The following is a 23,508-nucleotide window of genomic DNA, read 5'->3' as shown; positions in this document are numbered from 1 at the left end:
GGTGACCCCTCGGCGGGCAGGCTTCCGGGCATGGCGAGGTACGACGTGAACCCGGCGGCCGTGGAGCACGCCCGCCGGTTGATCGGCAGCAAGCAGTACGTCCTCGACAGCGACTGGGGTGCGGTGCAGCCGCGGGCGGACGCGGAGAACGCCTACCTCGAGCGGCACTCGTGGGAGGAGTACGCCGCGTGGCACCTCGGGCTCACGGTGGGTGCGACGGATGAGACGAAGGCGCGCTACGCGTTCGTGTACGGCGACCTCCGGCGCGTGCACCGCACCGGGCTGATCGCCTGCGTCTACCGCGCCTCGGAGTGGCGGCACAAGGCGGTCGAACTGGCCGCGCACGACCTGCTCCAGGAGCTCGACGCTGCCGCGGGGATCACCTGAGCGCGAGGGGTCGGCTGTGCAGCGACACGCCGGCCAGGGGCCTGACTACCTGACTCCTCGGCGGATGGGGGGTCAGGGGTCGGTGAGGTGGATGCGCAGCGAGCGACCGTCGGCGACCGCCTGGTCGAGGACGGCGCGACGGGGGTCCGGGACCGGGAGCCAGGGATCGACGACGAGACCGGCGAGGCTCCGGGCCAGCCGGGGGTCGGCGAGGACCGCGTCGACGGCCGACCGGTCGCCGCCGCAGACGAGCGCCGAGACGGGCCGCCGAGGGGTCACTTCTGCAGCGACGCGCTGGTGAGGGCCCTGATTTTCTGACTCCTCGGCGAGGATGCGGAACGCGTGGTCGGCGGCGGCCTCGTAGGCCTGGCGGGCCTGGTTGTCGCGGCGCCGGGCGAACCGTTGCTGGCTCTGGCCGCCGGCCTTGGTGCGGCCCTGCACGTGTCGCTGGCCCACCTTCGAGGCGACCACCCGGTCGGTGTCGACCACCGCCACCGCGAAGCCGCCCTTGCGGACCAGGAGGACGCCCCAGGTCAGCGGGGCGCCCGCGGCGGTCGCGGCCTCGGCGGGGTCGGGCGCGCCGTCGTACCTCCGGTCGAACGGCAGCGCCACCTCCGCGCTCGCGCCGTCCGCGGCGGACAGCACGAGTCGTCCGGACGACACCGCGGGCGTGACGGCACCGTGCCGGCCGGCGAAGTTCTCGCACCAGCGCGCGAGCCGCTCCGGCGGCACCAGCACGGTGCGAGTCATGAACGAGTGCGCCGGCTCAGACGTTGAAGCCGAGGGCGCGCAGCATCTCGCGGCCGTCGTCGGTGATCTTGTCGGGGCCCCACGGCGGCATCCAGACCCAGTTGATCGCGACGTCGTTGACCAGGCCCTCGAGCGCCTGGTTGGTCTGGTCGGTGATCACGTCGGTCAGAGGGCAGGCCGCGGACGTCAGCGTCATGTCGAGCACGACGTTGCTCGAGTCGTCGAGGTGCACGTCGTAGACGAGACCGAGGTCGACGACGTTGATGCCGAGCTCGGGGTCGACGACGTCCTTCATCGCCTCGGTGACGTCGTCGACGGTCACCGTGGCCGTGGTGCCGGAGGTGTCCACCTCGGGCAGGTCGGCGTGCGGATCCGTGTGGGCGTCGGTCATGACTGCTCCTTCGTCGTGTTCTCGTCGTGGTCGACGACCTGGGACGTGGCGTCCTTCCAGGCCATCCAGGCCAGCAGCGCGCACTTCACCCGGGCCGGGAACTTGGCGACCCCGGCGAACGCGATGCCGTCCTCGAGCACGTCCTCGTCGGGCTCGACCGTGCCCCGGCCCTGCATCAGGGTCAGGAACTCCTGGTGCACGGCGGACGCGTCCTTCACGGTGCGCCCGATCACGAGGTCGGCCATCACCGAGGCGGCCGCCTGGCTGATCGAGCAGCCCTCCGCGTCGTACGACACGTCCTCGACGACCGCGTCGGCATCGCGGCCCGACAGGTGCACCCGCAAGGTGACCTCGTCGCCACAGGTCGGGTTCACGTGGTGCACCTCGGCCTGGTAGGGCTCCCGCAGCCCCGCGTGGTGGGGGTGCTTGTAGTGGTCGAGGATGATCTCCTGGTACAGGCTGTCGAGGTCCATCTAGCCCACCTTGAAGTAGGACTTGGTGTACTCCAGGCCCTCGACCAGCGCGTCGATCTCGGCCGGGGTCGTGTAGAGGTACGACGACATGCGGGTCGAGCTCTGCACGCCGAACCGCTTGTGCGCCGGCTTGGCGCAGTGGTGGCCGGCGCGCACCGCGACACCGCGCGAGTCGAGCACCTGCGCCACGTCGTGCGGGTGCACACCGGCGAGCTCGAACGCGATCGCACCGCCGCGCTGGGCCGCCGACTGCGGCCCGAGCACGGTCAGCCCGGACACGGTCGCCAGCCCCTCGAGGGCGTAGCCGGTGATCGCCTCCTCGTGGGCACGGACCGCGTCCATGCCGACGGCGCTGAGGTAGTCGACGGCGGCACCGAGGCCGACCGCTTCCACGATCGGCGGGGTGCCGGCTTCGTACTTGTGCGGGATCCCGGCGTACGTCGAGCGCTCCATCGAGACCGTCGCGATCATCTCGCCGCCGCCGAGGAACGGGGGCAGCGCCTCGAGCAGCTCGGTGCGACCCCAGAGCACCCCGACCCCGGTCGGGCCGGTGACCTTGTGCCCGGTGAAGGCCAGGAAGTCCGGACGCTCCTCGGGGGCCATCGCGGCCAGGTCGACCGGCATCTGCGGCACCGCCTGGGCGGCGTCGACGACCACCACGGCGCCGACCTCGTGGGCGCGGCGGGCGATCTGCGCCACCGGGTTGACGGTGCCGAGCATGTTGGACACCCAGGTGACCGCGACGATCTTGGTGCGCTCGTTGACCAGCTCGTCGAGCCGGGACAGGTCGAGCGTGCCCTCGTCGGTGAGCTCGAACCAGCGCAGCGTCGCGCCGGTGCGCTCGGTGAGCAGCTGCCACGGCACGATGTTGGAGTGGTGCTCCATCTGGGTGATCACCACCTCGTCACCCTCGCCGACGGTGCCGACCCCGGACGACCAGTCGCCGCGGGCCCAGGCCAGGGTGTTGGCGACCAGGTTGAGCGCCTCGGAGGCGTTCTTGGTGAAGACGACCTCGTCGCGCGAGGGCGCCCCGATGAAGGCCGCCACCTTGTCGCGGGCGGCCTCGAACGCTGCCGAGGACTCGGCGCCGAGCTGGTGCATGGCGCGCGCGACGTTGGCGTTGTGGCGTTCGAGGTGGTCGACCATCGCGTCGATCACCACCTGCGGCTTCTGCGAGGTGTTGGCGCTGTCGAGGTAGACCAGCCGGTGCCCGTCGGCGAGCGTGCGCGACAGGATCGGGAAGTCGGCCCGGATCAGGTCCAGGCCGGGTAGCAGCCCGGTGAGGGGCGTTGCCACGTCGGTCATCACTTCTCCTGTCGCAGGGCTTCTCAGGCCTTGGCCTTCAGGTACTTGTCGTAGCCCTCGGCCTCGAGCTGGTCGGCGAGCTCCGGGCCGCCCTCCTCGGCGATCCGGCCGTCGACGAACACGTGCACGAAGTCGGGCTTGATGTAGCGCAGGATGCGCGTGTAGTGCGTGATCAGCAGCACCCCGCGGTCACCCTTCCCCGCGTAGCGGTTGACGCCCTCGGAGACGATCTTCAGCGCGTCGATGTCGAGACCCGAGTCGGTCTCGTCGAGCACTGCGACCTTCGGGTCGAGCAGCTCGAGCTGGAGGATCTCGTGCCGCTTCTTCTCACCGCCGGAGAAGCCCTCGTTGACCGAGCGGGTGGCGAAGGCGGGGTCCATCTTCATCCGCTCCATCGCGGAGTTGACGTCCTTGACCCAGGTGCGCAGCTTGGGGGCCTCGCCGTCGATCGCGGTCTTGGCGGTGCGCAGGAAGTTCGTCACCGAGACGCCGGGCACCTCGACGGGGTACTGCATGGCGAGGAACAGCCCGGCGCGGGCGCGCTCGTCGACCGTCATCGCCAGCACGTCGGCGCCGTCGAGGGTCACCGAGCCACCGGTGACGGTGTACTTCGGGTGGCCGGCGATGGAGTACGCGAGCGTGGATTTGCCCGAGCCGTTGGGGCCCATGATCGCGTGGGTCTGGCCGGCCCTGATGGTCAGGTCGACGCCCTTGAGGATCTCCTTGGGGCCGTCTTCGGTGTCGACGCTGACGTGCAGGTCGCGGATCTCGAGAGTGCTCATGTCTTCTTCCTGTTGTGTCGTTCTCGGGTCATCTCGACAAAGGTCGATGAGCCGGAGGTCAGTCGCCGGTCAGGGGGGTGCTGACGTCCACCAGGACGTCGTCGCCCTCCACGCGGACCGGGTACGTCGGGACGGGGTCGGTGGCCGGCGGGCCGCTGGGCTTGCCGGTGCGCAGGTCGAAGCGCGAGCCGTGCAGCCAGCACTCGATCTCGCAGCCCTCGACCTCGCCCTCGGAGAGCGGGATCGCGGCGTGGGAGCACTCGTCGTAGATCGCGTAGACGTCGTCGCCGTTGCGGACGACCGCCAGCTCGACTCCGTCGACGGTGGCGGCGAGGGCCTCCCCCGCGGGGATCTCCGCGAGCGCGCAGGCGCGGCTGAAACCCATCAGGCGCTCACCCCGATGCCGCCGACGTTCTTGGCCAGCTCGGCCTCGATCGTGGCGAGCAGGCGCTCCTCGATCTGGGGAACGCCGATCTTGCGCACCAGGTCGTTGAAGAAACCGTGCACGACCAGCCGGTGCGCCTCGTCCTCGGGCACGCCGCGGGACTGCAGGTAGAACAGCTGCTCGTCGTCGAAGCGGCCGGTCGCGGACGCGTGTCCCGCGCCCTCGATCTCACCGGTCTCGATCTCGAGGTTCGGCACCGAGTCGGCCTGGCAGCCGTCGGTGAGCACGAGGTTGCGGTTCTCCTCGTAGGTCTCGATGCCCTCGGCGACCTTGCGGATCAGCACGTTGCCGATCCACACCGTGTGCGCACCCTGACCCTGCAGCGCGCCCTTGTAGAGCACGTGGCTCTTGGTCTTCGGTGCGGTGTGGTCGGCGAACAGCCGGTGCTCGATGTGCTGGCCCTCGTCGGCGAAGTACAGGCCGAGGAGCTCGGCGTCGCCACCCGGCCCGGCGTACTCGACGTTGGCGTGCATCCGCACGACGTCGCCGCCGAAGGAGATCGACGTGTGCCGCACGAAGGCGTCACGGCCGACGCGGATCGCGTCGCGGCCCATGTGCACCGCGTCGTCGTCCCAGTCCTGGAGGGTCAGCACGTTGACCGACGCGCCGTCACCGACGAGCACCGAGGTGATCGCCGAGTAGCGCGCCGAGCCGGTGTGCTCGACGACGATCGTGGCCCGGGCGTGGTTGCCGACCCGCACCACGAGGTGGCCCCAGACGAGGTCCTCGACCGAGTCGCCGGAAAGCCGGAGCACGACCGGCTCGTCGGTCTCCAGCTCGGCGGGGACGTCGAGCAGCACGGCGCCCGCGGCGTTGGCGACCGCGAGAGCGGCCGGCCGGTCGGTGGGGGCGAGCTCGCCGAGGGCGGCAGCCTCCTCGGTGCTGACCTGCTTGAGCGTCACACCGGCCGGGAGCCGGGTGTCCCAGGTGAGCTGGGCGTCCGACGGCTCGCCGTCGAGGATCCCGCGCAGCCGCTTGAGCGGTGTGAAGCGCCAGATCTCCTCGCGGCCGGTGGGCACCGGGTGGTCGGCCAGGTCGTACGACGCCGGCGGGTTGAGGTGGGAGGCCACCCGCCCCTGCTCGACGGCGGAAGCCACGCTCTCGCGGGCTGTGTCAGTCACAGTCACTACGTCGTCTTTCTTCGTCTCGGGTCGGATCGGGCGGGAAGGGCGGTCGGTCAGCCGACCGCGCCCTCCATCTGCAGCTCGATCAGGCGGTTCAGCTCGAGGGCGTACTCCATCGGCAGCTCCTTGGCGATCGGCTCGATGAAGCCGCGGACGATCATGGCCATCGCCTCGTCCTGCTCCATGCCGCGCGACATCAGGTAGAAGAGCTGGTCGTCGGAGACCTTGGAGACCGAGGCCTCGTGGCCCATCGACACGTCGTCCTCGCGGATGTCGACGTACGGGTAGGTGTCGGACCGGCTGATCTGGTCGACCAGCAGCGCGTCGCAGAGCACGTTGGACTTCGAGCCGTGCGCGCCCTCGTTGATCTGGATCAGGCCGCGGTACGACGTACGCCCGCCGCCGCGGGCCACCGACTTGCTCAGGATCGAGCTCGACGTGTGCGGGGCGGCGTGCACCATCTTGGCGCCGGCGTCCTGGTGCTGACCCTCGCCCGCGAACGCGATCGACAGCGTCTCGCCCTTGGCGTGCTCGCCCATCAGGTAGACCGCGGGGTACTTCATCGTCACCTTGGAGCCGATGTTGCCGTCGACCCACTCCATGGTGGCGCCGGCCTCGCAGGTGGCGCGCTTGGTCACCAGGTTGTAGACGTTGTTCGACCAGTTCTGGATGGTCGTGTAGCGGCAGCGGCCGCCCTTCTTCACGATGATCTCCACGACCGCGGAGTGCAGCGAGTCGGAGGAGTAGATCGGCGCGGTGCAGCCCTCGACGTAGTGCACGTAGGCGCCCTCGTCGACGATGATCAGGGTCCGCTCGAACTGGCCCATGTTCTCGGTGTTGATCCGGAAGTAGGCCTGCAGCGGGATGTCCACGTGGACGCCCTTGGGCACGTAGATGAAGGACCCGCCGGACCACACCGAGGTGTTCAGCGCGGCGAACTTGTTGTCGCCGACCGGGATGACGGTGCCGAAGTACTCCTTGAGGAGCTCCTCGTGCTCGCGCAGCGCCGTGTCGGTGTCGACGAAGATGACGCCCTGCTCCTCGAGGTCCTCGCGGATCTTGTGGTAGACGACCTCGGACTCGTACTGCGCGGCCACGCCGGAGACGAGGCGCTGCTTCTCGGCCTCGGGGATGCCGAGCTTGTCGTAGGTGTTCTTGATGTCCTCGGGGAGGTCGTCCCAGGTCGCCGCCTGCTTCTCGGTCGACCGGACGAAGTACTTGATGTTCTCGAAGTCGATCCCGCCGAGCTCGGCGCCCCACTTCGGCATCGGCTTGCGGCCGAAGAGCTTGAGCCCCTTCAGGCGCAGGTCGAGCATCCACTGCGGCTCGTCCTTCTTCGACGAGATGTCGCGGACGACGGCCTCGCTGAGACCTCGCTGAGCCGCGCCGCCTGCAACGTCGGAGTCGGCCCAGCCGTACTCGTAGCGGCCGAGGCCCTCGAGCTCAGGGTTCATCTGCTCGATCGTGGTCATCGTTGGCTCAACCTCTCGTTGGCGGGTGCGGGGGACGAAACTGTGGGGATGCAGGTCGTGCAGACGCCGTCGCCGTGGGCGATGGTCGCCAGCCGCTGCACGTGCCGGCCGAGCAGGCGACTGAACGCCTCGGTCTCGGCCTCGCACAGCTGCGGGAACTCGTGGGCAACGTGGGACACCGGGCAGTGCTGCTGGCACAGCTGCTGCCCCACGGGGATCTCGCGGACCGACGCGGCGTACCCACCCTGGGTCAGCGCCTCGGCGAGAGCCACTGATGGTTCAACGTCGGGACGCTCCTCGACTATTTCCCGGTAGCGGGTCTCGAGCCCGGCCACCCGGCGGCGGGCGAACTCCATGACGGCCTCGTCGCCGCCGGTCTCCGCCAGGAAACGCAGCGCCTGCACGGCGAGGTCGTCGTACTGCTGGTCGAAACGGTCCCGGCCGGCCTCGGTGAGGGCGAACACCTTCGCGGGGCGGCCCCGCCCACGGTGGCCGTAGACGCGCGGCGTGCGCGGCTCGACCGCACCCTCCTCGATCAGGTGGTCCAGGTGGCGCCGGACCGCGGCGGGCGTGAGGTCCAGCCGCTCGGCGAGCACAGCCGCGGTGCTGGGCCCGAGCTCGAGGATCGACCGGGCCACGCGCTCCCGGGTGGGAGCGTCGCCGAGGGTTCTCTCGAATTCCACAACAACATTGTGTCGTTAATGGTGAGCACACTTCAAATAAGGCTGCCCTAACCTGTCCCGGGCTCGCGGGACGTGACCCGGCCCACAGACCCTGCGCATCCGCGTCCGCGGCGGGCGGCTCGTTCCTAGACTGCTCCCCGTGCCCACCCCCCTGCCGTCCGACGGCGCCGGTCCGGCCGTCGTCATCGACGGGCTGCGGATGGCGTACGGCGCCACGGTGGCCGTCGACGGGCTCGACCTCGAGGTGGCCCGCGGCACGGTGACCGCGGTGCTCGGCCCCAACGGGGCCGGCAAGACCACCACGCTGGAGACCTGCGAGGGCTACCGCCGTCCGCATGGTGGGACGGTCCGGGTGCTCGGTCTCGACCCGCAGACCCAGCGGCGCGACCTGCTCCCCCGGATCGGCGTGATGCTGCAGAGCGGCGGCGCCTGGTCGGGCGTCCGGGCGGTGGAGATGCTCCGGCACGTGGCCAGCCTGCATGCCCACCCCCTCGACGTCGGGATGCTGGTGGAGCGGCTCGGCCTGGACGAGTGCGGTCGTACGCCGTACCGGCGACTGTCCGGCGGCCAGCAGCAGCGGCTCGGGCTGGCGATGGCCGTCGTGGGCCGCCCGGAGCTGGTCTTCGTCGACGAGCCGACCGCCGGGATGGACCCGAGGATGCGCCGGGCCACCTGGCACCTGCTCGAGGAGATGCGCGCCGACGGGGTCACGGTCGTGCTGACCACCCACTACATGGACGAGGCGGAGCGGCTCGCCGACGTCGTGCACGTCATCGACCACGGTCGGCTGATCGCCTCGGGCACCCCGTTCGAGCTGACCCGCGGCACCGGCTACAGCACGATCCGGCTGGTGGTGACCGAGCCGTTCCCGCCCGGCGCGCCGGCCTCGCTGCAGGCCTCGCTCGGCCCGGACACGGACGTCCGGCCGGTCAGCGTGCAGAGCCTGCTGATCACCGGCCCTGCCGACGCCTCCACCCTGGCCACCGTCTCGGCCTGGTGCGAGGCGCACGGGGTGCTGCCCGAGTCGCTGTCGCTGGGCCAGCGCACCCTGGAGGATGTGTTCCTGCAGATCACCGGACGGGAATTGTCGGCATGAGTAGCGAGGAGCTCACCGCCCGCGGCGTGTTCACGCCCGCCCCCGGCGCCGCGCCGCTGACCCGGATGGTGGCCGCGCAGGCCCGGATGGAGACCCGGCTGCTGCTCCGCAACGGCGAGCAGGTGCTGCTGGCCGTGGTGATCCCGCTGGTCGTGCTGGTCGGAGGCATCCTCGCGGCCCGCGGGTTCGACCTGTCGCTGTCACATCCCCCAGTCGACCTGCTCACCCCCGGCGTGCTGGCGCTCGCGGTGATGTCGACCAGCTTCACGTCGCTGGCGATCGCGACCGGCTTCGAGCGGCGCTACGGAGTGCTGAAGCGGCTCGGCTCCTCCCCGCTCCCCCGCTCCGGGCTGCTCGCCGGCAAGGTCGGCGCCCTGCTCGTCGTGGAGGCGGCCCAGCTGGTGGTGCTCGGGGGCGCCGGCCTCGCGCTCGGCTGGTCGCCGGCGGTCACGTTCCCGGGCGTGGCCGGCGCCGTGCTCGTCGTGCTGGCGGGGACGGCCGCGTTCGCGTCGCTCGGCCTGCTGCTCGCGGGGACGCTGCGGGCGGAGGCGACGCTGGCCGCCGCGAACCTCGTGTACCTGCTGATGCTCGCCGGTGGCGCGGTCGTGCTCCCCGCCTCGTCGTACGGCGGGGTCGGTGCGGCCCTGACGTGGCTCCCGTCGGGTGCGCTCGGCGAGGGGCTCCGCGACGCCCTGATCGACGGGGTGTTCCCCGGTGTACACCTGCTCGTGCTCGTCCTCTGGGCCGGGCTCGGCACCTTCCTCACCGCACGCACGTTCCGATGGGAGTGACCGTGACCAGCACCGACGGCTGGATCCGTCCCGCCGCCCTCGCCTCGCTCGTGGTCAACGTGCTGATCGTCGTGACCGGTGGCGTGGTCCGGCTCACCGGCTCGGGGCTCGGCTGCCCCACCTGGCCGCGGTGCACGGACCAGTCCTTCGTGCCGCACCGCGAGCTCGGCATCCACGGCGCCATCGAGTTCGGCAACCGGATGGTCACGTTCCTGCTCGCCGCCGTCGCGATCGCCACCTTCGTGATCGCGTGGCGGTATGGACGACCGGCGCTGACGCGACTCGCGTTCGTGCTCGGCCTGGGCGTCCCCGCGCAGGCACTGATCGGCGGCGTGACGGTGCTGACCGACCTGAACCCGTGGATCGTCGCGTTCCACCTGCTGGTCTCGCTGGCGATGATCGGGGTCTCCGTCGTGCTGATCCGCCGGATCGACGAGGGCGACGGGACGGCCGAGCCGCTGGTGCCGGACCCGGTCACCTGGCTGGTGCGGGCCGTGTTCGTCACGGGCTGGGTGGTGCTGTACCTCGGGACAGTCGTCACCGGCAGCGGCCCGCACGCAGGTGACATCGACTCGCCGCGCAACGGGCTGGACCCGCGGTCGGCCAGCCAGCTGCACACCGACTTCGTGTTCCTGCTGCTCGGCCTGACCATCGCCACCGTGCTCGTGCTGCGAGCCGTCGACGCACCCGCACGGGCGCGCCGGGCCGCCGCGCTGCTGCTCGCGGTCGAGCTCGGGCAGGGGCTGGTCGGGTTCGTGCAGTACTTCACCGACCTGCCGATCCTGCTCGTCGGTCTCCACCTGCTCGGCGCGGCGCTCACCTCGGCGGCGCTCACCTGGCTGCTGGTCAGCGTCCGGGAACGCACGGGACGGGCCCTCATCGACACCCCCGTGGCTCCGATGACGGCCCGTCCACCCGTCTAGACGCACTGGGCTCGGCAAAGGTTGGTTGTCGACCCCGATTGATTCCTTGACTACTTCGTCACCACCTGCCGCCCGCCGCGCGGCGCAGGCTTGTGAACTCGTCTGCGAGGGCGGCCGCCGACCAGTGCGCGTTGATGCCGCTCGGGTTGGGCAGCACCCAGACCCGGGTCTCCCCGATGGTGAGAGGCTGCTCCCCGACCTGGGCGCGGCGGTCCCCGAACGCGGTCCGATACGCCGTGACGCCAAGGACGGCCAGCCACCCCGGGCGGAGCTCCTCCATCTTGGCGACGAGCCGCCGGCCGCCTTCGACGTACTCCTGCGCGGTGAGCTCGTCGGCGCGGGCGGTCGCGCGCGGTACGACGTTGGTGAGGCCGAGCCCGAGCGCCAGCAGCTCGTGCTGCTCGGCCGGCTCCAGGCGGCGCGGGGTGAGTCCCGACGCGTGCAGCGCCGGCCAGAACCGGTTGCCGGGTCGCGCGAAGTGGTGGCCGGTCGCGGCCGACCAGAGACCGGGGTTGATCCCGCAGAACACGATCCGCAGCCCGGGGGCGAGCACGTCGGGGAGCAGCCGGTCCCGCGCGCCCTCCCGGTCCTCGCGCGTCGGTCGGGTGGTCACGCGGGCAGGCTAGCCCGCCGAAAACCCGTTGCCGACGGCCGATCGCCCGTGCTGCGATGGCGCGGAACCGAGCCGACAGGAGCACCCCGATGCGCGCGACCTTCACCTCCCTCCAGCCCATCTGCGAGAAGGACGTGAAGGTTGCGCACACTGAACTTGGGGATCCTGGCGCATGTTGACGCCGGCAAGACGACACTGACCGAGCGGCTGCTGTTCGAGGCCGGTGTGCTCGACGAGCCGGGCAGCGTCGACAAGGGCAGCACCCACACCGACACGATGGCCATCGAGCGCCGTCGCGGCATCACCATCCGTGCGGCCGTGGTGTCCTTCGAGGTCGACGGCCTGGTCGTGAACCTCTTCGACACCCCCGGTCACTCCGACTTCGTCGCCGAGGTCGAGCGGTCGCTGGCCATGCTCGACGGCGCCGTGCTCGTCGTGTCCGCCGTGGAGGGGGTCCAGGCGCAGACCCTGGTCCTGATGCGCGCGCTCCAGCGGCTCGGCATCGCGACCGTCGTGTTCGTCAACAAGACCGACCGCGCGGGAGCCGACGTCGAGCTGGTCACGCTCGAGGTGCGCGAGAGGCTCAGCGAGGACGTGCCGGTGCTCGCGGGCTCGGCGGTCACCGGCGACGGCGTACCGGAGCTGATGCGGTCGCTCGGATCTCTCCTGCCGACCCGCGATCCATGCGCGGACGGTGACCCCGCGGGCGTGGTGTTCAAGGTCGAGCGCGACGCGGCCGGCTCGAAGCACGTCCATGCGCACCTGCGCGGTGGCACCCTGCGGGTGCGGGACCGGATCGACGTGCGGCGCGGACCGGCCGAGAAGGTGACCGGGCTGCAGCTCTACGAAGGCGGCGACCTGCGCCCGACGACCTCGGCGACGGCCGGTCAGGTCGTGGTGGTGCGCGGCCTCGAGTCGGCCAGCATCGGGGACACGTTCGGCGACGACTCCACCGTGCCCGTGGAGGCGCAGTTCGCGCGGCCCAGCCTGGCCACCGTCGTGGAGCCCGTCCACGATGCCGACCGGGGGCGTCTGCACACCGCGCTCTCCCGGCTGGCCGAGCAGGACCCGCTGATCGACCTGCGCCAGGACGACGTACGCCGCGAGCTGCGGCTGTCCCTGTACGGCGAGGTGCAGAAGCAGGTGATCGGCGCGCTCCTGGAGGAGGAGTACGGCGTCGCGGCGAGCTTCCGCGAGAGCACCGTCATCTGTGTCGAGAGGCTGCGCGGCGAGGGCGCGGCGGCGGAGGTGATAGCGACGTCGTCGAACCCGTTCCTGGCGACCGTCGGCCTGCGCGTGGAGCCGGCGGAGGTCGGTGACGGCGTCACGTTCGAGCTGGAGGTGGAGCGTGGTTCGATGCCGCCGGCGTTCTTCACCGCGGTCGAGACGGCGGTCCGCTCGACCCTGCACCAGGGCCCGCACGGCTGGGAGGTTCCCGACGCTCGGGTGGTCATGACGCACTCCGGGTACTGGCCGCGGCAGAGCCGCATGCACGGCACCTTCGACAAGTCGATGTCGAGCACGGCCGGCGACTTCCGCAACCTCACCCGGCTGGTGCTCGCCTCCGCGATCAACCGGGCCGGCACGCTCGTCTGCGAGCCGGTGCACCACTTCGACCTGGAGGTGCCCGACCAGACCCTCGCCGCCACCCTGGCGGTGCTCGCGGCGCACGGCGCCGTACCGCACCTCACCGAGCCCCGGCCGCCGGTCATGCTGCTCTCCGGCGACGTACCCGCCGGCGCAGTGCACCAGCTCTCCGTGCAGCTCCCCGGTGTGACCCGGGGCGAGGGTGTGCTGACCACCGCACTCGACCACTACCGTCCCGTGACCGGGCGGCCGCCGACCCGCGAGCGGTACGACCACCACCCCTACGACCGGACGGAGTACCTGCGCCGGGTCGGTCGCACCCCGACGTGACCCCGCCGACTCCGGATGGTCGGGCTTGTCGAGACCACCGGTGGTCGAGACCGTCGAAACGCTGACTCCGTTCGTTCGTCAGGAACCACATGCCGAGGCCAATCCCGTTGTGCACAAAGGAAATCCGGCTCTTAGAACTGTCGGTGGTCGCCTCTAGGTTGATTGCCATGGAACCGGTGGCGGACGACCTCGAGCGACAGGCAGTCGCCGACGCGCTGGTGTCCAACCACGCCACCCCCGTGGAAGCTGAGTGCCGCGAGCTCGTGCTGGCCGCGCAGTGGGCGGACCTGCACCCCATGTCCACGGGGACGGTGCTGCCGGGCACCGAACGATGCAAGCGGTACGGCGGGGACGGGACGCCGTTCGCGGGTGAGTTCGCGGCCGCCGAGCTCGGCGTTCTGCTCGGCCGCTCGCACGTCGCCGCGGCCACCCTGATGGCCGACGCGCTCGACGTGCGGCACCGGCTCCCCAGGCTCTGGGCCGCGTTGCTGTCCGGCCAGCTCCGGGTGTGGCAGGCCCGGCACGTCGCCTCCCGGACCCGGGCCACCGGCCTGTCGCTGGCGCAGGCTCGTGCGGTGGACGAGGCGACGACGCCGTACCTGGCCACCCTGCCGTGGGGAAGGTTCCAGGACCTGTTGGAGGCGCGGATCATCGCCGCCGACCCGGACGCCGCCGAACAACGCCGAATCGCAGCCGAGCTGGAGCGGTTCGTGGTCACCGGCCAGTCCAACGAGCACGGCCTGAAGACCCTGGTGGCGAAGGCCACCGCGGGTGAGATCATCTACCTGGTTGCGATGGTGGACCGGATCGCCGAGATCCTCCTCCACCAGGGCGACACCGACCCGGTCGGCGCCCGCCGCTCCAAGGCGCTCGGCATCCTCGCGCATCCGGAACGCGCGCTCGCGCTGCTGCGGTCGGCCAGCTCGGTGGGCGGTGACCAGGTCTCGACGGGCTCGACCACCGGCGGTGATGTTCCGCTGCCGGCGGCGACGCTCTATGTGCATGTCTCCCGCGAGTCCCTGGTGTCCGGGGCGGGGGTGGCGCGGATGGAGGACGTCGGCCCGCTCACGATCGGCCAGGCATCGGAGTTCCTCCGCCACTCCCACGTCACGATCAAGCCGGTGATCGACCTCGACGCCGATCGTCCGGTGGACGGCTACGAGGTCCCGGACCGGCTCCGCGAACAGATCCACCTCCGCACCCCGGCCTCCGCGTTCCCGTACTCGTCGGCCACCGGACGCCGGATGGACCTCGACCACACCATCCCCTGGGCCGACACCGGCCCGCCCGGTCAGACGAGGATCGGGAACCTCGGCAAGCTCACCCGGTTCGAACACCGGGTGAAGACCCACGGCAAGGGTTGGCGACACCGACAACCCGAGCCCGGGATCCACCACTGGCGGACACCCACGGGCCACCAGTTCACCGTCGACCACACCGGCACCCACCCGACGCGGGCCTCGACGGGCTCGACCACCGGGTCGGCGTACGAACGCGCCTTCGCCGACCTGGTCAGGCGCTGGTGAAGCGAGGACCGGCATGCCCAGCAAGACACAACCACTCGCCGGTCGACCTGCACCCGACGCGCGCGAGCACGACGGCGGCCTCCGCGTCGTCCATGCGCCCGAGATGTCCTTACGTGGTCTTGGTGCCCGTGCCCGTGTCCTTGGTCGCTGCGCGATCCTGCGACCGGTCGGAGAGGTACACGACCACGGTGATCACCAGCACCGTGAGAACGATCAGCCAGAACATCCGGTGACCTCCCTCCTACACCTCGACAGTACGCCGGAAACTCGGTGGCGGCCGATCAAATCCGAAGTCGTTCCGAGTCCGAACAACCAGCAATGGAAGGTGGTGAGAACGATGACGACAGAACGCCACGCATGGGCCTCGGCCCGGGTCACGGATAGGGCGCTCCCGAGGCGGAGCCAGGTGTCGCCGCCGACCTGCGGCTGCGGCCAGGAGCTCGACGTGTGCACCGGCACGCACTGCCCCCGCTGCGGCACCTCGATCCACCAGCACGCCGCCTGACGAGCTTTCCTCCTAGGGTGGCGCCATGGCGCACGGCACCCACGACTTCGAGGACAACCCCCACAACGAGCAGATCCTGATCTGGGTCAACGGGGAGCTGTTCCCCCGCGAGCGCGCGGTCGTCTCGGTCTTCGACTCCGGCTTCGTCCTCGGCGACGGTGTCTGGGAGGGTCTCCGGGTCAGCGCCGGCCACCCCGCCTTCCTCGAGCAGCACCTCGACCGACTCTTCGAGGGCGCGAAGGCGATCATGCTCGACATCGGCCTGACCCGCGACCAACTCACTGCGGCGCTCTACGAGACTCTCCGGGCGAACGAGATGACCGACGGGGTGCACGTGCGGCTGATGGTGACCCGCGGCGTGAAGCGCACGCCGTACCAGGACCCGCGCGTCACCGTCGGTCCGGCCACCGTGGTGATCATCGCCGAGCACAAGGAGGTGATGCCGCGGACCGTCACCGACGGCATCACCCTGTTCACCACCCACGTGCGGCGCGCCACGCCTGACACCCTGGACCCCCGGCTCAACGCGCACAGCAAGCTCAACGACATCACCGCCTGCATCCAGGCCTACACCGCCGGCGCCGACGAGGCGCTGATGCTCGACCCGCACGGTTTCGTCGCGACCTGCAACAGCACGCACTTCTTCGTCGTCGTCGGTACGCCGGACGAGCCCGAGGTGTGGACCTCCGACGGCCGCTTCTGCCTCGGCGGCATCACCCGCGGCAACGTCCTGCGCATGTGCCGGGACGGCGACATCACGGCGCGGGAGAAGACGTTCAGCCTCACCGACGTCTACAGCGCCCGGGAGGCGTTCGTGACCGGCACGTTCGCCGGCGTCGTCCCCGTCCGGAGCGTGGACGGCCGCACCATCGGCTCCGGCGCCCGCGGTCCGGTCGTCGAGCGCCTCCAGCAGATGTATGGCGACCTGGTGGCCGCCGACGTGTCGGGGAGGTCCGCGCCGTGACCGACGAGACCGTCCGGCTGCACATGTGGAGCGGGCCGCGGAACTTGTCGACGGCGATGATGCGTGCGTTCGAGAACCGGCCCGACGCGGTCGTCGTCGACGAGCCGTTCTACGCCGCCTACCTCGCCCGCACCGGCCTCGCGCACCCCGCCCGAGACGAGGTGCTCGCGTCGCAGCCCACCGACGGCGCCGAGGTCCTCGAGAGCCTGCAGGCGCCGCTGCCCGACCGCGTCAGGCTCCACTACGTCAAGCAGATGACCCACCATCTCGACCCGGCCGACGACCTCGTGTGGACATTGCGGTTCCGCAACGTGCTGCTGATCCGCGACCCCGCCGAGGTGGTCGCCTCCTATGTCCGCTCCCGCGAGGCCTGCGAGCCCGAGGACATCGGGCTCCTCCAGCAGCAGCGCATGGTCGCCTTCTGGGACGCGAACGGCGCGAGCCCACCGGTCATAGACGCCGGCGACTTCCTCCACGATCCGGAGGCACACCTGCGCTGGCTCTGCGACTGGCTGGAGGTGCCGTTCACGAGTCGGATGCTGTCGTGGCCCGCCGGCTCGCGCGACACCGACGGAGTGTGGGCGCCGCACTGGTACTCCGCCGTCCGGGCCTCCACCGGCTTCGAGCCGTGGCGGCCGCGGGACATCAGCCTGAGCGAGCACGACGCCGCGGTCGCCGAGGCCTGCCGTCCGGCGTACGACGCCCTTGCCGATCGGCGACTCCGTCTGATTGCGGACAACTCCTGACCTGAATCGTCCCTAGCCTAGGCAGCACGAGGAAAAACCGACGAAAGGAAGGCTCCAAATGGACTTCAAAATCGAGCTCGTCCCGCTGGCCGTCGCCGACGTGGACCGTTCGGTCGAGTTCTACGGCACGAAGGTCGGCTGGAACGTCGACTTCGACCACCACGTCACCCCCGAGCTCCGCTTCGTCCAGGTCACGCCGCCCGGCTCGGCGTGCTCGGTCTGCTTCGGCACTGGCCTGGGGATGATGGCGGACGGCTCCACCCAGTTCATCCAGGCGGTCGTCGACGACGCCGACCAGGCGCTCGCCTACCTCAAGGAGCGCGGCGTCGAGTGCGAGGGCGTCGACGACCAGGCGTGGGGCCGCTTCGTCTACTTCCAGGACCCCGACGGCAACCGCTGGGCGCTCCAGCAGATGGTCACTCCCGGCTGAACGAGGTCGGCACAGCGACGTCGGCGGCACCGAACAGGGCAGCCTCGGCGTGCCGCTCACCGACGGAGAGGTCGTACTGCACCAACGCGTAGTCGTGCAGGACGCGGGCGGCCCGGGGCGACAACTCATCCCGACGCATTGGCCGGCCCTCCGGGCCGAACATCCTGCCGGTAGCCACGGCCGGAATCTCCTGGCGCAGCTCGTGAAGCAGCGCGTAGTACGGCGGCATCCGGGCATCCGTCCGGGCCAGCAGGAGGTCCATGAAGTGGATCGGGCTGGTGATCGGCTGCTCGCCGTCCGGCCCCGGGAAGTTCGCCCACACGAAGTACGGGGTCCGGTGCATGTCCTCGGGGGTGTTCGCCTCGAACACCGAGTCGGGATACGTACCCGGCTGGTGGTCGCCGTAGAACACCATCACGGTCGGCTCGTCCAGACGGGTGAGCTGGTCGATCAGGTCCTTCAACGCGCGGTCGGTGTGGGTCAGGCCGCGGACGTAGTGACCGATCTCGTCGAGCGGCTGCCCGTCCGGCCCGGTGACGGCCACCGGGTCGTCGTATCGCCCTGCGTACGGCATGTGGTTCTGCATCGTCACGAGGTTGACGAACAGCGGCCGGCGCTCGGCCACCAGCCGCCGGTGCAGCTCGTCGAAGGCGGACGCGTCGGAGATGTAGCCGGCGTGGCCGAGCCGGGTCCGGCTGTGCATCGTCTCGTCATAGACGAACTCGTCGAAGCCGAACGCGCGGTAGACGTCTCGACGCCGGTACATCTCGGTCGTGAACGGGTGCATCGCGAGCGTCCGATGGCCGTCCTGCTTGAGCCAGCGCACGGCCGAGGGGAACGTCGAGTACTCAGGGACCAGCATCTGGTACGGCGAGGTGACCTGAGCCGGCAGCTGAGACATCGACATCCCCGTGAGCGCCTCGAACTCCATGTTGGCGGTTCCGCCGCCGACCCCATGGGCCAGCATCGGACCGGACATCGTCGAGCGCATCAGCCGGCGGGTGAACGGGATCGGGTCCTGCGGCACGTGCACGCCCTGGAGCGCCGTCGGGTCGGTGAACGTCTCGCCCAGCACCATGACCACGTTGACGCCGCTGAGCCCGGGTCGGTCGCGCGTGCTGTTGATCCGGTCGGCGGCCTCGGTGTAGCGCTGCACGATCCGGTCCATCTCGGCGACGCCGTACCCGGCCGGCGGTGCGACCGGGGGGATGTCCAGGTTGTAGAGGAAGCCCCCGACGAAGCCGTTGCCGAGGTAGTTGCGCTGCTGGCTCCACGGGCGCCACGTCGCGCCGAGAGCGTCGTACGCGCCGCGTGCGACGTTGCCTGGCGAATTGAAGCCGGCCAGATAGCTCAGGCTCAGCAGGCACATCGCGCCGGTGAGCGCCCGCACGGCGACTCGAGCCCCAGGCCCGGGTCCTGGTCTGGTGTCGCCGCGGGATCGGCGGCGCAGCGCGCGGGCAACCAGGTGTGCGGCGCCGAACACGACGCACGCACCCACCAGCGCCGCCACGGCAAGACCCGGCCCCACCATGTCGACCAAGAACCCGACGTCCCCCGCGAACTCGGAGTCGCCGGGCAGCAGCGGCTCACGACGCAGCCGGACCTTTTCGTGGTCGGCGACCGCGACCGCAACCGTCGCGGTGAAGGTCAGCGCGCTCGTCACCCATAGACGTCCGATGACGGCATGGACCAGGCCGACCAACATCCAGACCACCAGCGAGCCGAGCAGGAACAGCAGCGGGAAGCCCGGGGTCTTGAATGTCCACGGGTAGCCGTCGACGCCGACCACGCGAGCCAGCTCGAGTGCGAGGTTGCACAGCACTGCAAGCAGCGCTGTGCGCCAGAGGCCCGGCAGGTACGGGTCGACGTACTGCCGCCAGCGCGGCGTGCTCGGATCCCCCATCGGGTCCCTCGTGCTCAGGCGGAGAGCGCGGGCTTGTCGCGGAGGATGTTGCCGAGCACGCCGTTGACGAACGACGGCGACTCGTCGGTCGAGAGGTCCCGCACCAGGCTCATCGCCTCGCTGACCGCGACGGCGTCGGGCACGTCGTCGACGTAGAGCACCTCGAGGACGCCGAGTCGCAGCACGTTGCGGTCGACCGCGGGCATGCGCTCGAGCGACCAGCCCTGGCTGTACTTCGTGATCAGCTCATCGATCCGGGTCTGGTGCTCGGCGATGCCGTGGATCAGGGAGACGGTGTACTCGTTGACCGGCGGCTCACCGGCGATCACCCGCTCGTCGAGGGTCTGGCCGAGCGGGAGGCCGCGCACCTCGCACTCGAAGAGGATGTCGAGGGCACGCTTGCGTGCCTTGGAACGGGCGGCCATCAGCCTCTGCCGTTCACTGGGAGACGCGACCCAGGTAGCCGCTGTCCCGGGTGTCGACCTTGATCTTCTCGCCGGTGGTGATGAACAGCGGGACGGAGATCTCGTGGCCGGTCTCGAGGCGCGCGGGCTTGGTGCCGCCGGTGGAGCGGTCGCCCTGCAGCCCGGGCTCGGTGTACTCGACGGTCAGCTCGACCGACGCCGGTAGCTCGATGTAGAGCACCCGGCCGTCGTTGGTCGCCACGATGGCGTCCTGGTTCTCCAGGAGGAAGTTCTTGGCGTCGCCGACGATCTCCGGGGTGACCTCGATCTGGTCGTAGGTGGAGGTGTCCATGAAGACGTAGTTGCTGCCGTCGTTGTAGAGGTACTGCATCGTGCGCTTGTCGACGTTGGCGACGTCGACCTTCACGTCGGCGTTGAAGGTCTTGTCGACGGTCTTGCCGGACTCGATGTTCTTCAGCTTGGTGCGCACGACCGCCCCGCCCTTGCCGGGCTTGTGGTGCTGGAACCAGATGACGGACCAGAGCTGGCCATCCAGGTTGAGCACCATGCCGTTCTTGAGGTCGTTGGTCGTCGCCATGCGCAGTCGTAGCCTTCGTCAGAGTCGGGTGGGTCCGCCGTACGGCGGCAGCCGCCCAGTCTAGGCCCTGCCTGGCGAGGGCTCGAAATCAGCGCGGCGACTCAGAGCGTGGCGAGGTGCTCCAGGGCGAGCCGGTATCCGTCGATGCCCCGGCCGGTGATCACCTTGGACGCGAACGCCGAGACCACCGAGTGATGCCGGAACTCCTCCGGCCGGCTCGCCGGGTCGGAGATGTGCACCTCGACCAGCGGCGCCTCGAGCTGGGCGCACGCGTCGAGCAGGGCGTAGGAGTAGTGCGACCAGGCGGCCGCGTTCAGCACCACCGGTGTCGCCTCGTCCGCGGCGGTGTTGAGCCAGTCGAGCAGCTCCCCCTCGTGGTTGGTCTGCCGCACCTCGACCTGCTGGCCGTGCTCACGGCCCCAGCTTGCGCAGAGCTCGGCGAGCTCGTCGTGGGTGGTGGTGCCGTAGATCTCGGGCTGACGGCGCCCGAGCCGTCCGAGGTTGGGCCCGTTGAGCACCAGGATCCTCATCGGCTCACCTCGGCGTACGCCGCCGTCAGCAGGGCCGGGTCGGGTGCGGTCATCACCGCGGGCCTGGCCAGCCCGTCGAGCACGACGAACCGGAGCTGGTCACCCCTCGACTTCTTGTCGACCTTCATCGCCTCGTGGAGCTGCCCCCAGGGCGCCCCGTTGTACGACGTGGGCAGGCCGACCAGCTCGAGCACCGACCGGTGCCGCTCGGCGGTCTCCTCGTCGAGCCGCCCGGCCATCCGGGCGAGCTCGGCGACGAACATCATCCCGATCGCGACCGCGGCGCCGTGCCGGAACTGGTAACGCTCTGCCTTCTCGATCGCGTGGCCCAGCGTGTGCCCGTAGTTCAGCGCCTCCCGGCCGGGATGCCCCGCGCTGCCGCCGGTCTCCCCGTGTCGTTCCCGGGGGTCGGCCACGACGACGTCGATCTTGACCCGGATGGCGCGTTCGATCAGCTCCCTCAGCAACGGCGCCGTCGGGTCCGTCGCGGCGACCGGGTCGCGCTCGACCAGGTCGAGGATCGCGGGGTCGGCGATGAAGCCGCACTTGAGCACCTCGGCGAGCCCGCTGACCAGCTCGTTGCGCGGCAGCGTCTCGAGGGTGGCCAGGTCGCACAGCACGCCGGCGGGCTGGTGGAAGGCGCCGACGAGGTTCTTGCCCTCGCTGGTGTTCATGCCGGTCTTGCCACCGACGGCGGCGTCGACCATCGCCAGCAGCGTGGTGGGCAGGTGCACCACCTTGACGCCGCGCAACCAGGTCGCGGCGACGAACCCGCCCATGTCGGTGGTCGCCCCGCCGCCCACGGTCACCACCGCGTCGGAGCGGGTGAACCCGACCTGGCCGAGCACCTGCCAGCAGAACGAAGCGACGGGAGCCAGCTTGGCCTCCTCGCCGTCGGGGATCTCGATTCCGTGGGCCTCGTAGCCCTGGTCGGAGAGATCCTGACGGATTGCCTCCCCGGTCGCCGCCAGCGCCCGCGGGTGGATCACCGCGACGCGTTGCACGCCGTCGCCGAGCATGCGCGGCAGCTCCCCGAGCAGGCCGGTGCCCACGACCACGTCGTACGGCGCCTCGCCCCCCACGTGCAGCGTCGAACGATCGGTCATCCCGCCCCCGCCTCCAGCTTCTCGACTGCCTCGGCCACCTCGGCGGCCACGTCGTCGGGGGTCCGTCCGTCGGTGTCCACCTGGACGTCCGCCACCTCCTGGTAGAGCGGCAGCCGCTCGTCGAGCAGCGCCTTGACCCGGGCCCTTACGTTGCCCAGCAGCAGCGGCCGGCCCACCCCCAGCCCGACCCGCTTGACCGCGTCGGAGAGGCCCACCTGCAGGAACACCACGGTGTGGTCGGCGAGCAGCCAGCGCGTCGTCGGGTCCAGGACCGCGCCTCCGCCCAGCGCCAGCACCCCGTCGTGCCCGGCGAGCGCGTCGGCGACCGCGGCACGCTCCAGGGCTCGGAAGTGCGCCTCACCCTCGTCGACGAAGATGTCCGAGATCCGCCGCCCCTCGGCGGCCTCGACGTCCAGATCGGTGTCGCGCACGGTCGTGCCCCAGCGGGACGCGAGCAGCCCGGCGACGGTGGTCTTCCCGGCGCCCATCGGTCCGACCAGCACGAGACGCGGGCCGGATCTGTTCACGCGGGGTCCCCGCGGAAGCGCGAACGGAGTGAGCGGTCTCGTGGGGTGCTCATCTGTACCTCAGGGTGTCCAGGTAGCTCTCGGCGTTGCGCCGGGTCTCGGTGACGGAGTCGCCACCGAACTTCTCCAGGACCGCCTCGGCGAGCACCAGCGCCACCATCGCCTCGGCCACGATCCCGGCCGCCGGTACCGCGCACACGTCGGATCGCTGGTGGTGCGCGACCGCCGCGTCGCCGGTGGCCACGTCCACGGTGCGCAGCGCGCGGGGCACCGTGGCGATCGGCTTCATGGCCGCCCGGACCCGCAGCGTCTCGCCCGTGGACATCCCGCCCTCGGTGCCGCCGGAGCGGCCCGACGTGCGCCGGATGCCCTCGTCGGTCGCGACGATCTCGTCGTGGGCCAGCGACCCGGGCGTCGCGGCGAGGCCGAATCCGTCCCCGACCTCCACGCCCTTGATCGCCTGGATGCCCATTAGGGCACCCGCCAGGCGGGAGTCGAGTCGACGGTCCCAGTGCACGTGCGACCCGAGCCCGGGCGGCAGTCCGTGCACGACGACCTCCACCACGCCACCGAGGGTGTCGCCGTCCTTGTGCGCCTGGTCGATCGCGGCGACCATCTGCTTCGACGCGTCGGGGTCGAGGCAGCGCACCGGGTCGGCGTCGAGGTAGGCGACGTCCTCGGGAGCGGGGACGGAGCCGTACGGCGCGCGGGCGGCCCCGATCTGCACCACGTGGGAGACGATGCGGGCGCCGGTGGCCTGCTCGACGAACGCCGCCGCGACCGCGCCGAGCGCCACCCGGGCTGCGGTCTCCCGGGCGGAGGCGCGCTCGAGGACCGGCCGGGCCTCGTCGAAGTCGTACTTCTGCATGCCGACCAGGTCGGCGTGACCGGGTCGTGGCCGGGTCAGTGCGGCGTTGCGGGCCGACCCCTCGAGCTCGGCGGGGTCGACGGGGTCGGCCGACATGACCTTCTCCCACTTCGGCCACTCGCTGTTGCCGATCCGCAGCGCCACCGGGCCGCCCTGGGTGAGGCCGTGCCGGATGCCGCCGACGACCTCGACCTCGTCCTGCTCGAAGGACATCCTGGCGCCACGCCCGTAGCCGAGCCGCCGCCGCGC

Annotated in this window: 26 protein-coding genes; 9 read left to right on the top strand and 17 right to left on the bottom strand. The window is 70.8% G+C overall.

The features are described from left to right. Nucleotides 1-30 precede the first annotated feature (30 nt). Nucleotides 31-387 carry a hypothetical protein gene (locus tag VFH10_RS12915; protein WP_325129156.1) on the top strand — a complete coding sequence of 119 codons (357 nt, stop codon included), beginning with the start codon at nt 31-33 and terminating at the stop codon, nt 385-387. Between the two features lie 72 nt (nt 388-459). On the opposite strand, the gene VFH10_RS12910 is transcribed toward VFH10_RS12915, so the two are convergent. The 9 genes from VFH10_RS12910 to VFH10_RS12870 are packed head-to-tail and all read right to left on the bottom strand — an operon-like array spanning nt 460 to nt 7,812. Further along, entirely contained in the window at nt 460-1,137 is a 678-nt protein-coding gene (locus VFH10_RS12910) for an acVLRF1 family peptidyl-tRNA hydrolase (RefSeq protein ID WP_325129155.1), read from the bottom strand. A gap of 16 nt (nt 1,138-1,153) precedes the next feature. Next, nucleotides 1,154-1,528: a metal-sulfur cluster assembly factor gene (locus VFH10_RS12905; RefSeq protein ID WP_325129153.1), complete on the bottom strand. Its 375-nt coding sequence runs from the start codon at nt 1,526-1,528 to the stop codon at nt 1,154-1,156. After that, on the bottom strand, nt 1,525-2,001 hold the full coding sequence (gene sufU / locus VFH10_RS12900) for a Fe-S cluster assembly sulfur transfer protein SufU (RefSeq protein WP_325129151.1): 477 nt from the start codon (nt 1,999-2,001) through the stop codon (nt 1,525-1,527). Before sufU ends, VFH10_RS12905 begins: the two co-directional genes overlap by 4 nt. After that, nucleotides 2,002-3,306 (bottom strand): SufS family cysteine desulfurase, encoded by a 1,305-nt coding sequence (locus VFH10_RS12895; protein WP_325129149.1) that lies wholly within the window; start codon nt 3,304-3,306, stop codon nt 2,002-2,004. 23 nt (nt 3,307-3,329) lie between these two features. Continuing rightward, complete coding sequence (sufC, locus tag VFH10_RS12890; RefSeq protein WP_325129147.1) at nt 3,330-4,088, bottom strand: Fe-S cluster assembly ATPase SufC; 759 nt, start codon at nt 4,086-4,088, stop codon at nt 3,330-3,332. A 58-nt stretch (nt 4,089-4,146) separates the two neighbouring features. Then, nucleotides 4,147-4,473, bottom strand: a complete 327-nt coding sequence (locus VFH10_RS12885; protein ID WP_325129145.1) for a non-heme iron oxygenase ferredoxin subunit — start codon at nt 4,471-4,473, stop codon at nt 4,147-4,149. Continuing rightward, nucleotides 4,473-5,654: a Fe-S cluster assembly protein SufD gene (gene sufD / locus VFH10_RS12880; RefSeq protein ID WP_325129143.1), complete on the bottom strand. Its 1,182-nt coding sequence runs from the start codon at nt 5,652-5,654 to the stop codon at nt 4,473-4,475. The genes VFH10_RS12885 and sufD overlap by 1 nt, the downstream gene beginning before the upstream one ends. Nucleotides 5,655-5,710: 56 nt before the next feature. Next, nucleotides 5,711-7,129, bottom strand: coding sequence for a Fe-S cluster assembly protein SufB (gene sufB / locus VFH10_RS12875; protein WP_325129142.1), 1,419 nt, complete (start codon nt 7,127-7,129; stop codon nt 5,711-5,713). Then, a complete protein-coding gene (locus VFH10_RS12870) occupies nt 7,126-7,812 on the bottom strand; it encodes a helix-turn-helix transcriptional regulator (protein ID WP_325129140.1) in 687 nt (228 codons plus the stop codon). Before VFH10_RS12870 ends, sufB begins: the two co-directional genes overlap by 4 nt. A gap of 139 nt (nt 7,813-7,951) precedes the next feature. Between VFH10_RS12870 and VFH10_RS12865 the strand changes: the two genes are divergently transcribed. The 3 genes from VFH10_RS12865 to VFH10_RS12855 are packed head-to-tail and all read left to right on the top strand — an operon-like array spanning nt 7,952 to nt 10,622. Continuing rightward, nucleotides 7,952-8,908, top strand: coding sequence for an ABC transporter ATP-binding protein (locus tag VFH10_RS12865; protein WP_325129138.1), 957 nt, complete (start codon nt 7,952-7,954; stop codon nt 8,906-8,908). Continuing rightward, entirely contained in the window at nt 8,905-9,699 is a 795-nt protein-coding gene (locus tag VFH10_RS12860) for an ABC transporter permease (protein WP_325129135.1), read from the top strand. The genes VFH10_RS12865 and VFH10_RS12860 overlap by 4 nt, the downstream gene beginning before the upstream one ends. 2 nt (nt 9,700-9,701) lie before the next feature. Beyond that, nucleotides 9,702-10,622 carry a COX15/CtaA family protein gene (locus tag VFH10_RS12855; RefSeq protein ID WP_325129133.1) on the top strand — a complete coding sequence of 307 codons (921 nt, stop codon included), beginning with the start codon at nt 9,702-9,704 and terminating at the stop codon, nt 10,620-10,622. Between the two features lie 58 nt (nt 10,623-10,680). Here VFH10_RS12855 and mug read toward each other — a convergent pair whose 3' ends face one another. After that, nucleotides 10,681-11,235 carry a G/U mismatch-specific DNA glycosylase gene (gene mug / locus VFH10_RS12850; protein WP_325129131.1) on the bottom strand — a complete coding sequence of 185 codons (555 nt, stop codon included), beginning with the start codon at nt 11,233-11,235 and terminating at the stop codon, nt 10,681-10,683. A gap of 141 nt (nt 11,236-11,376) precedes the next feature. Here mug and VFH10_RS12845 point away from each other — a divergent pair, with 141 nt between their 5' ends. From VFH10_RS12845 to VFH10_RS12825, 5 genes are all read left to right on the top strand, one after another. Continuing rightward, on the top strand, nt 11,377-13,152 hold the full coding sequence (locus VFH10_RS12845) for a translation factor GTPase family protein (protein ID WP_325129129.1): 1,776 nt from the start codon (nt 11,377-11,379) through the stop codon (nt 13,150-13,152). A 167-nt stretch (nt 13,153-13,319) separates the two neighbouring features. Further along, the gene (locus VFH10_RS12840) at nt 13,320-14,678 is read left to right on the top strand and encodes a DUF222 domain-containing protein (RefSeq protein ID WP_325129126.1); all 1,359 of its coding nucleotides are present in this window, start codon (nt 13,320-13,322) and stop codon (nt 14,676-14,678) included. Nucleotides 14,679-15,208: 530 nt separating this feature from the next. Next, a complete protein-coding gene (locus VFH10_RS12835) occupies nt 15,209-16,147 on the top strand; it encodes an aminotransferase class IV (RefSeq protein WP_325129124.1) in 939 nt (312 codons plus the stop codon). Beyond that, complete coding sequence (locus VFH10_RS12830; protein WP_325129121.1) at nt 16,144-16,893, top strand: HAD family hydrolase; 750 nt, start codon at nt 16,144-16,146, stop codon at nt 16,891-16,893. Before VFH10_RS12835 ends, VFH10_RS12830 begins: the two co-directional genes overlap by 4 nt. 58 nt (nt 16,894-16,951) lie before the next feature. Continuing rightward, a complete protein-coding gene (locus tag VFH10_RS12825) occupies nt 16,952-17,323 on the top strand; it encodes a glyoxalase superfamily protein (protein WP_325129119.1) in 372 nt (123 codons plus the stop codon). Here VFH10_RS12825 and VFH10_RS12820 read toward each other — a convergent pair. The 7 genes from VFH10_RS12820 to aroC all read right to left on the bottom strand — a co-directional run. Beyond that, nucleotides 17,310-19,226, bottom strand: a complete 1,917-nt coding sequence (locus tag VFH10_RS12820) for an LTA synthase family protein (RefSeq protein WP_325129116.1) — start codon at nt 19,224-19,226, stop codon at nt 17,310-17,312. The two genes, VFH10_RS12825 and VFH10_RS12820, sit on opposite strands and share 14 nt — an antisense overlap. A gap of 14 nt (nt 19,227-19,240) precedes the next feature. Further along, the gene (gene nusB / locus VFH10_RS12815; protein ID WP_325129114.1) at nt 19,241-19,651 is read right to left on the bottom strand and encodes a transcription antitermination factor NusB; all 411 of its coding nucleotides are present in this window, start codon (nt 19,649-19,651) and stop codon (nt 19,241-19,243) included. Nucleotides 19,652-19,664: 13 nt separating this feature from the next. Continuing rightward, nucleotides 19,665-20,228, bottom strand: a complete 564-nt coding sequence (efp, locus tag VFH10_RS12810; protein ID WP_325129112.1) for an elongation factor P — start codon at nt 20,226-20,228, stop codon at nt 19,665-19,667. Nucleotides 20,229-20,329: 101 nt separating this feature from the next. After that, complete coding sequence (locus VFH10_RS12805) at nt 20,330-20,758, bottom strand: type II 3-dehydroquinate dehydratase (protein ID WP_325129111.1); 429 nt, start codon at nt 20,756-20,758, stop codon at nt 20,330-20,332. Further along, nucleotides 20,755-21,864 (bottom strand): 3-dehydroquinate synthase, encoded by a 1,110-nt coding sequence (aroB, locus tag VFH10_RS12800; protein ID WP_325129109.1) that lies wholly within the window; start codon nt 21,862-21,864, stop codon nt 20,755-20,757. The genes VFH10_RS12805 and aroB overlap by 4 nt, the downstream gene beginning before the upstream one ends. Further along, a complete protein-coding gene (locus VFH10_RS12795; RefSeq protein WP_325129211.1) occupies nt 21,861-22,352 on the bottom strand; it encodes a shikimate kinase in 492 nt (163 codons plus the stop codon). The genes aroB and VFH10_RS12795 overlap by 4 nt, the downstream gene beginning before the upstream one ends. A gap of 88 nt (nt 22,353-22,440) precedes the next feature. After that, nucleotides 22,441-23,508 (bottom strand): chorismate synthase (gene aroC, locus VFH10_RS12790; protein ID WP_325129107.1); only part of this gene is annotated, 1,068 nt, incomplete at its 5' end.

It is taken from the genome of Nocardioides sp. (assembly GCF_035697785.1).
Taxonomy (GTDB): domain Bacteria; phylum Actinomycetota; class Actinomycetes; order Propionibacteriales; family Nocardioidaceae; genus Nocardioides_B.
This window is presented reverse-complemented; position numbering and strand designations above follow the sequence as displayed.

Excerpts from the sequence above, each read along its gene's own strand:
- VFH10_RS12835 (WP_325129124.1), top strand. The coding sequence starts at position 15,209 with ATGGCGCACGGCACCCACGACTTCGAGGACAACCCCCACAACGAGCAG.
- nusB (WP_325129114.1), bottom strand. The coding sequence starts at position 19,651 with ATGGCCGCCCGTTCCAAGGCACGCAAGCGTGCCCTCGACATCCTCTTC.
- VFH10_RS12825 (WP_325129119.1), top strand. The coding sequence starts at position 16,952 with ATGGACTTCAAAATCGAGCTCGTCCCGCTGGCCGTCGCCGACGTGGAC.
- VFH10_RS12860 (WP_325129135.1), top strand. The coding sequence starts at position 8,905 with ATGAGTAGCGAGGAGCTCACCGCCCGCGGCGTGTTCACGCCCGCCCCC.
- VFH10_RS12805 (WP_325129111.1), bottom strand. The coding sequence starts at position 20,758 with ATGAGGATCCTGGTGCTCAACGGGCCCAACCTCGGACGGCTCGGGCGC.
- sufB (WP_325129142.1), bottom strand. The coding sequence starts at position 7,129 with ATGACCACGATCGAGCAGATGAACCCTGAGCTCGAGGGCCTCGGCCGC.
- sufU (WP_325129151.1), bottom strand. The coding sequence starts at position 2,001 with ATGGACCTCGACAGCCTGTACCAGGAGATCATCCTCGACCACTACAAG.
- VFH10_RS12895 (WP_325129149.1), bottom strand. The coding sequence starts at position 3,306 with ATGACCGACGTGGCAACGCCCCTCACCGGGCTGCTACCCGGCCTGGAC.
- VFH10_RS12795 (WP_325129211.1), bottom strand. The coding sequence starts at position 22,352 with ATGGGCGCCGGGAAGACCACCGTCGCCGGGCTGCTCGCGTCCCGCTGG.
- sufC (WP_325129147.1), bottom strand. The coding sequence starts at position 4,088 with ATGAGCACTCTCGAGATCCGCGACCTGCACGTCAGCGTCGACACCGAA.
- aroB (WP_325129109.1), bottom strand. The coding sequence starts at position 21,864 with ATGACCGATCGTTCGACGCTGCACGTGGGGGGCGAGGCGCCGTACGAC.
- VFH10_RS12910 (WP_325129155.1), bottom strand. The coding sequence starts at position 1,137 with ATGACTCGCACCGTGCTGGTGCCGCCGGAGCGGCTCGCGCGCTGGTGC.
- VFH10_RS12840 (WP_325129126.1), top strand. The coding sequence starts at position 13,320 with ATGGAACCGGTGGCGGACGACCTCGAGCGACAGGCAGTCGCCGACGCG.
- VFH10_RS12915 (WP_325129156.1), top strand. The coding sequence starts at position 31 with ATGGCGAGGTACGACGTGAACCCGGCGGCCGTGGAGCACGCCCGCCGG.
- VFH10_RS12905 (WP_325129153.1), bottom strand. The coding sequence starts at position 1,528 with ATGACCGACGCCCACACGGATCCGCACGCCGACCTGCCCGAGGTGGAC.
- VFH10_RS12885 (WP_325129145.1), bottom strand. The coding sequence starts at position 4,473 with ATGGGTTTCAGCCGCGCCTGCGCGCTCGCGGAGATCCCCGCGGGGGAG.
- VFH10_RS12820 (WP_325129116.1), bottom strand. The coding sequence starts at position 19,226 with ATGGGGGATCCGAGCACGCCGCGCTGGCGGCAGTACGTCGACCCGTAC.
- efp (WP_325129112.1), bottom strand. The coding sequence starts at position 20,228 with ATGGCGACGACCAACGACCTCAAGAACGGCATGGTGCTCAACCTGGAT.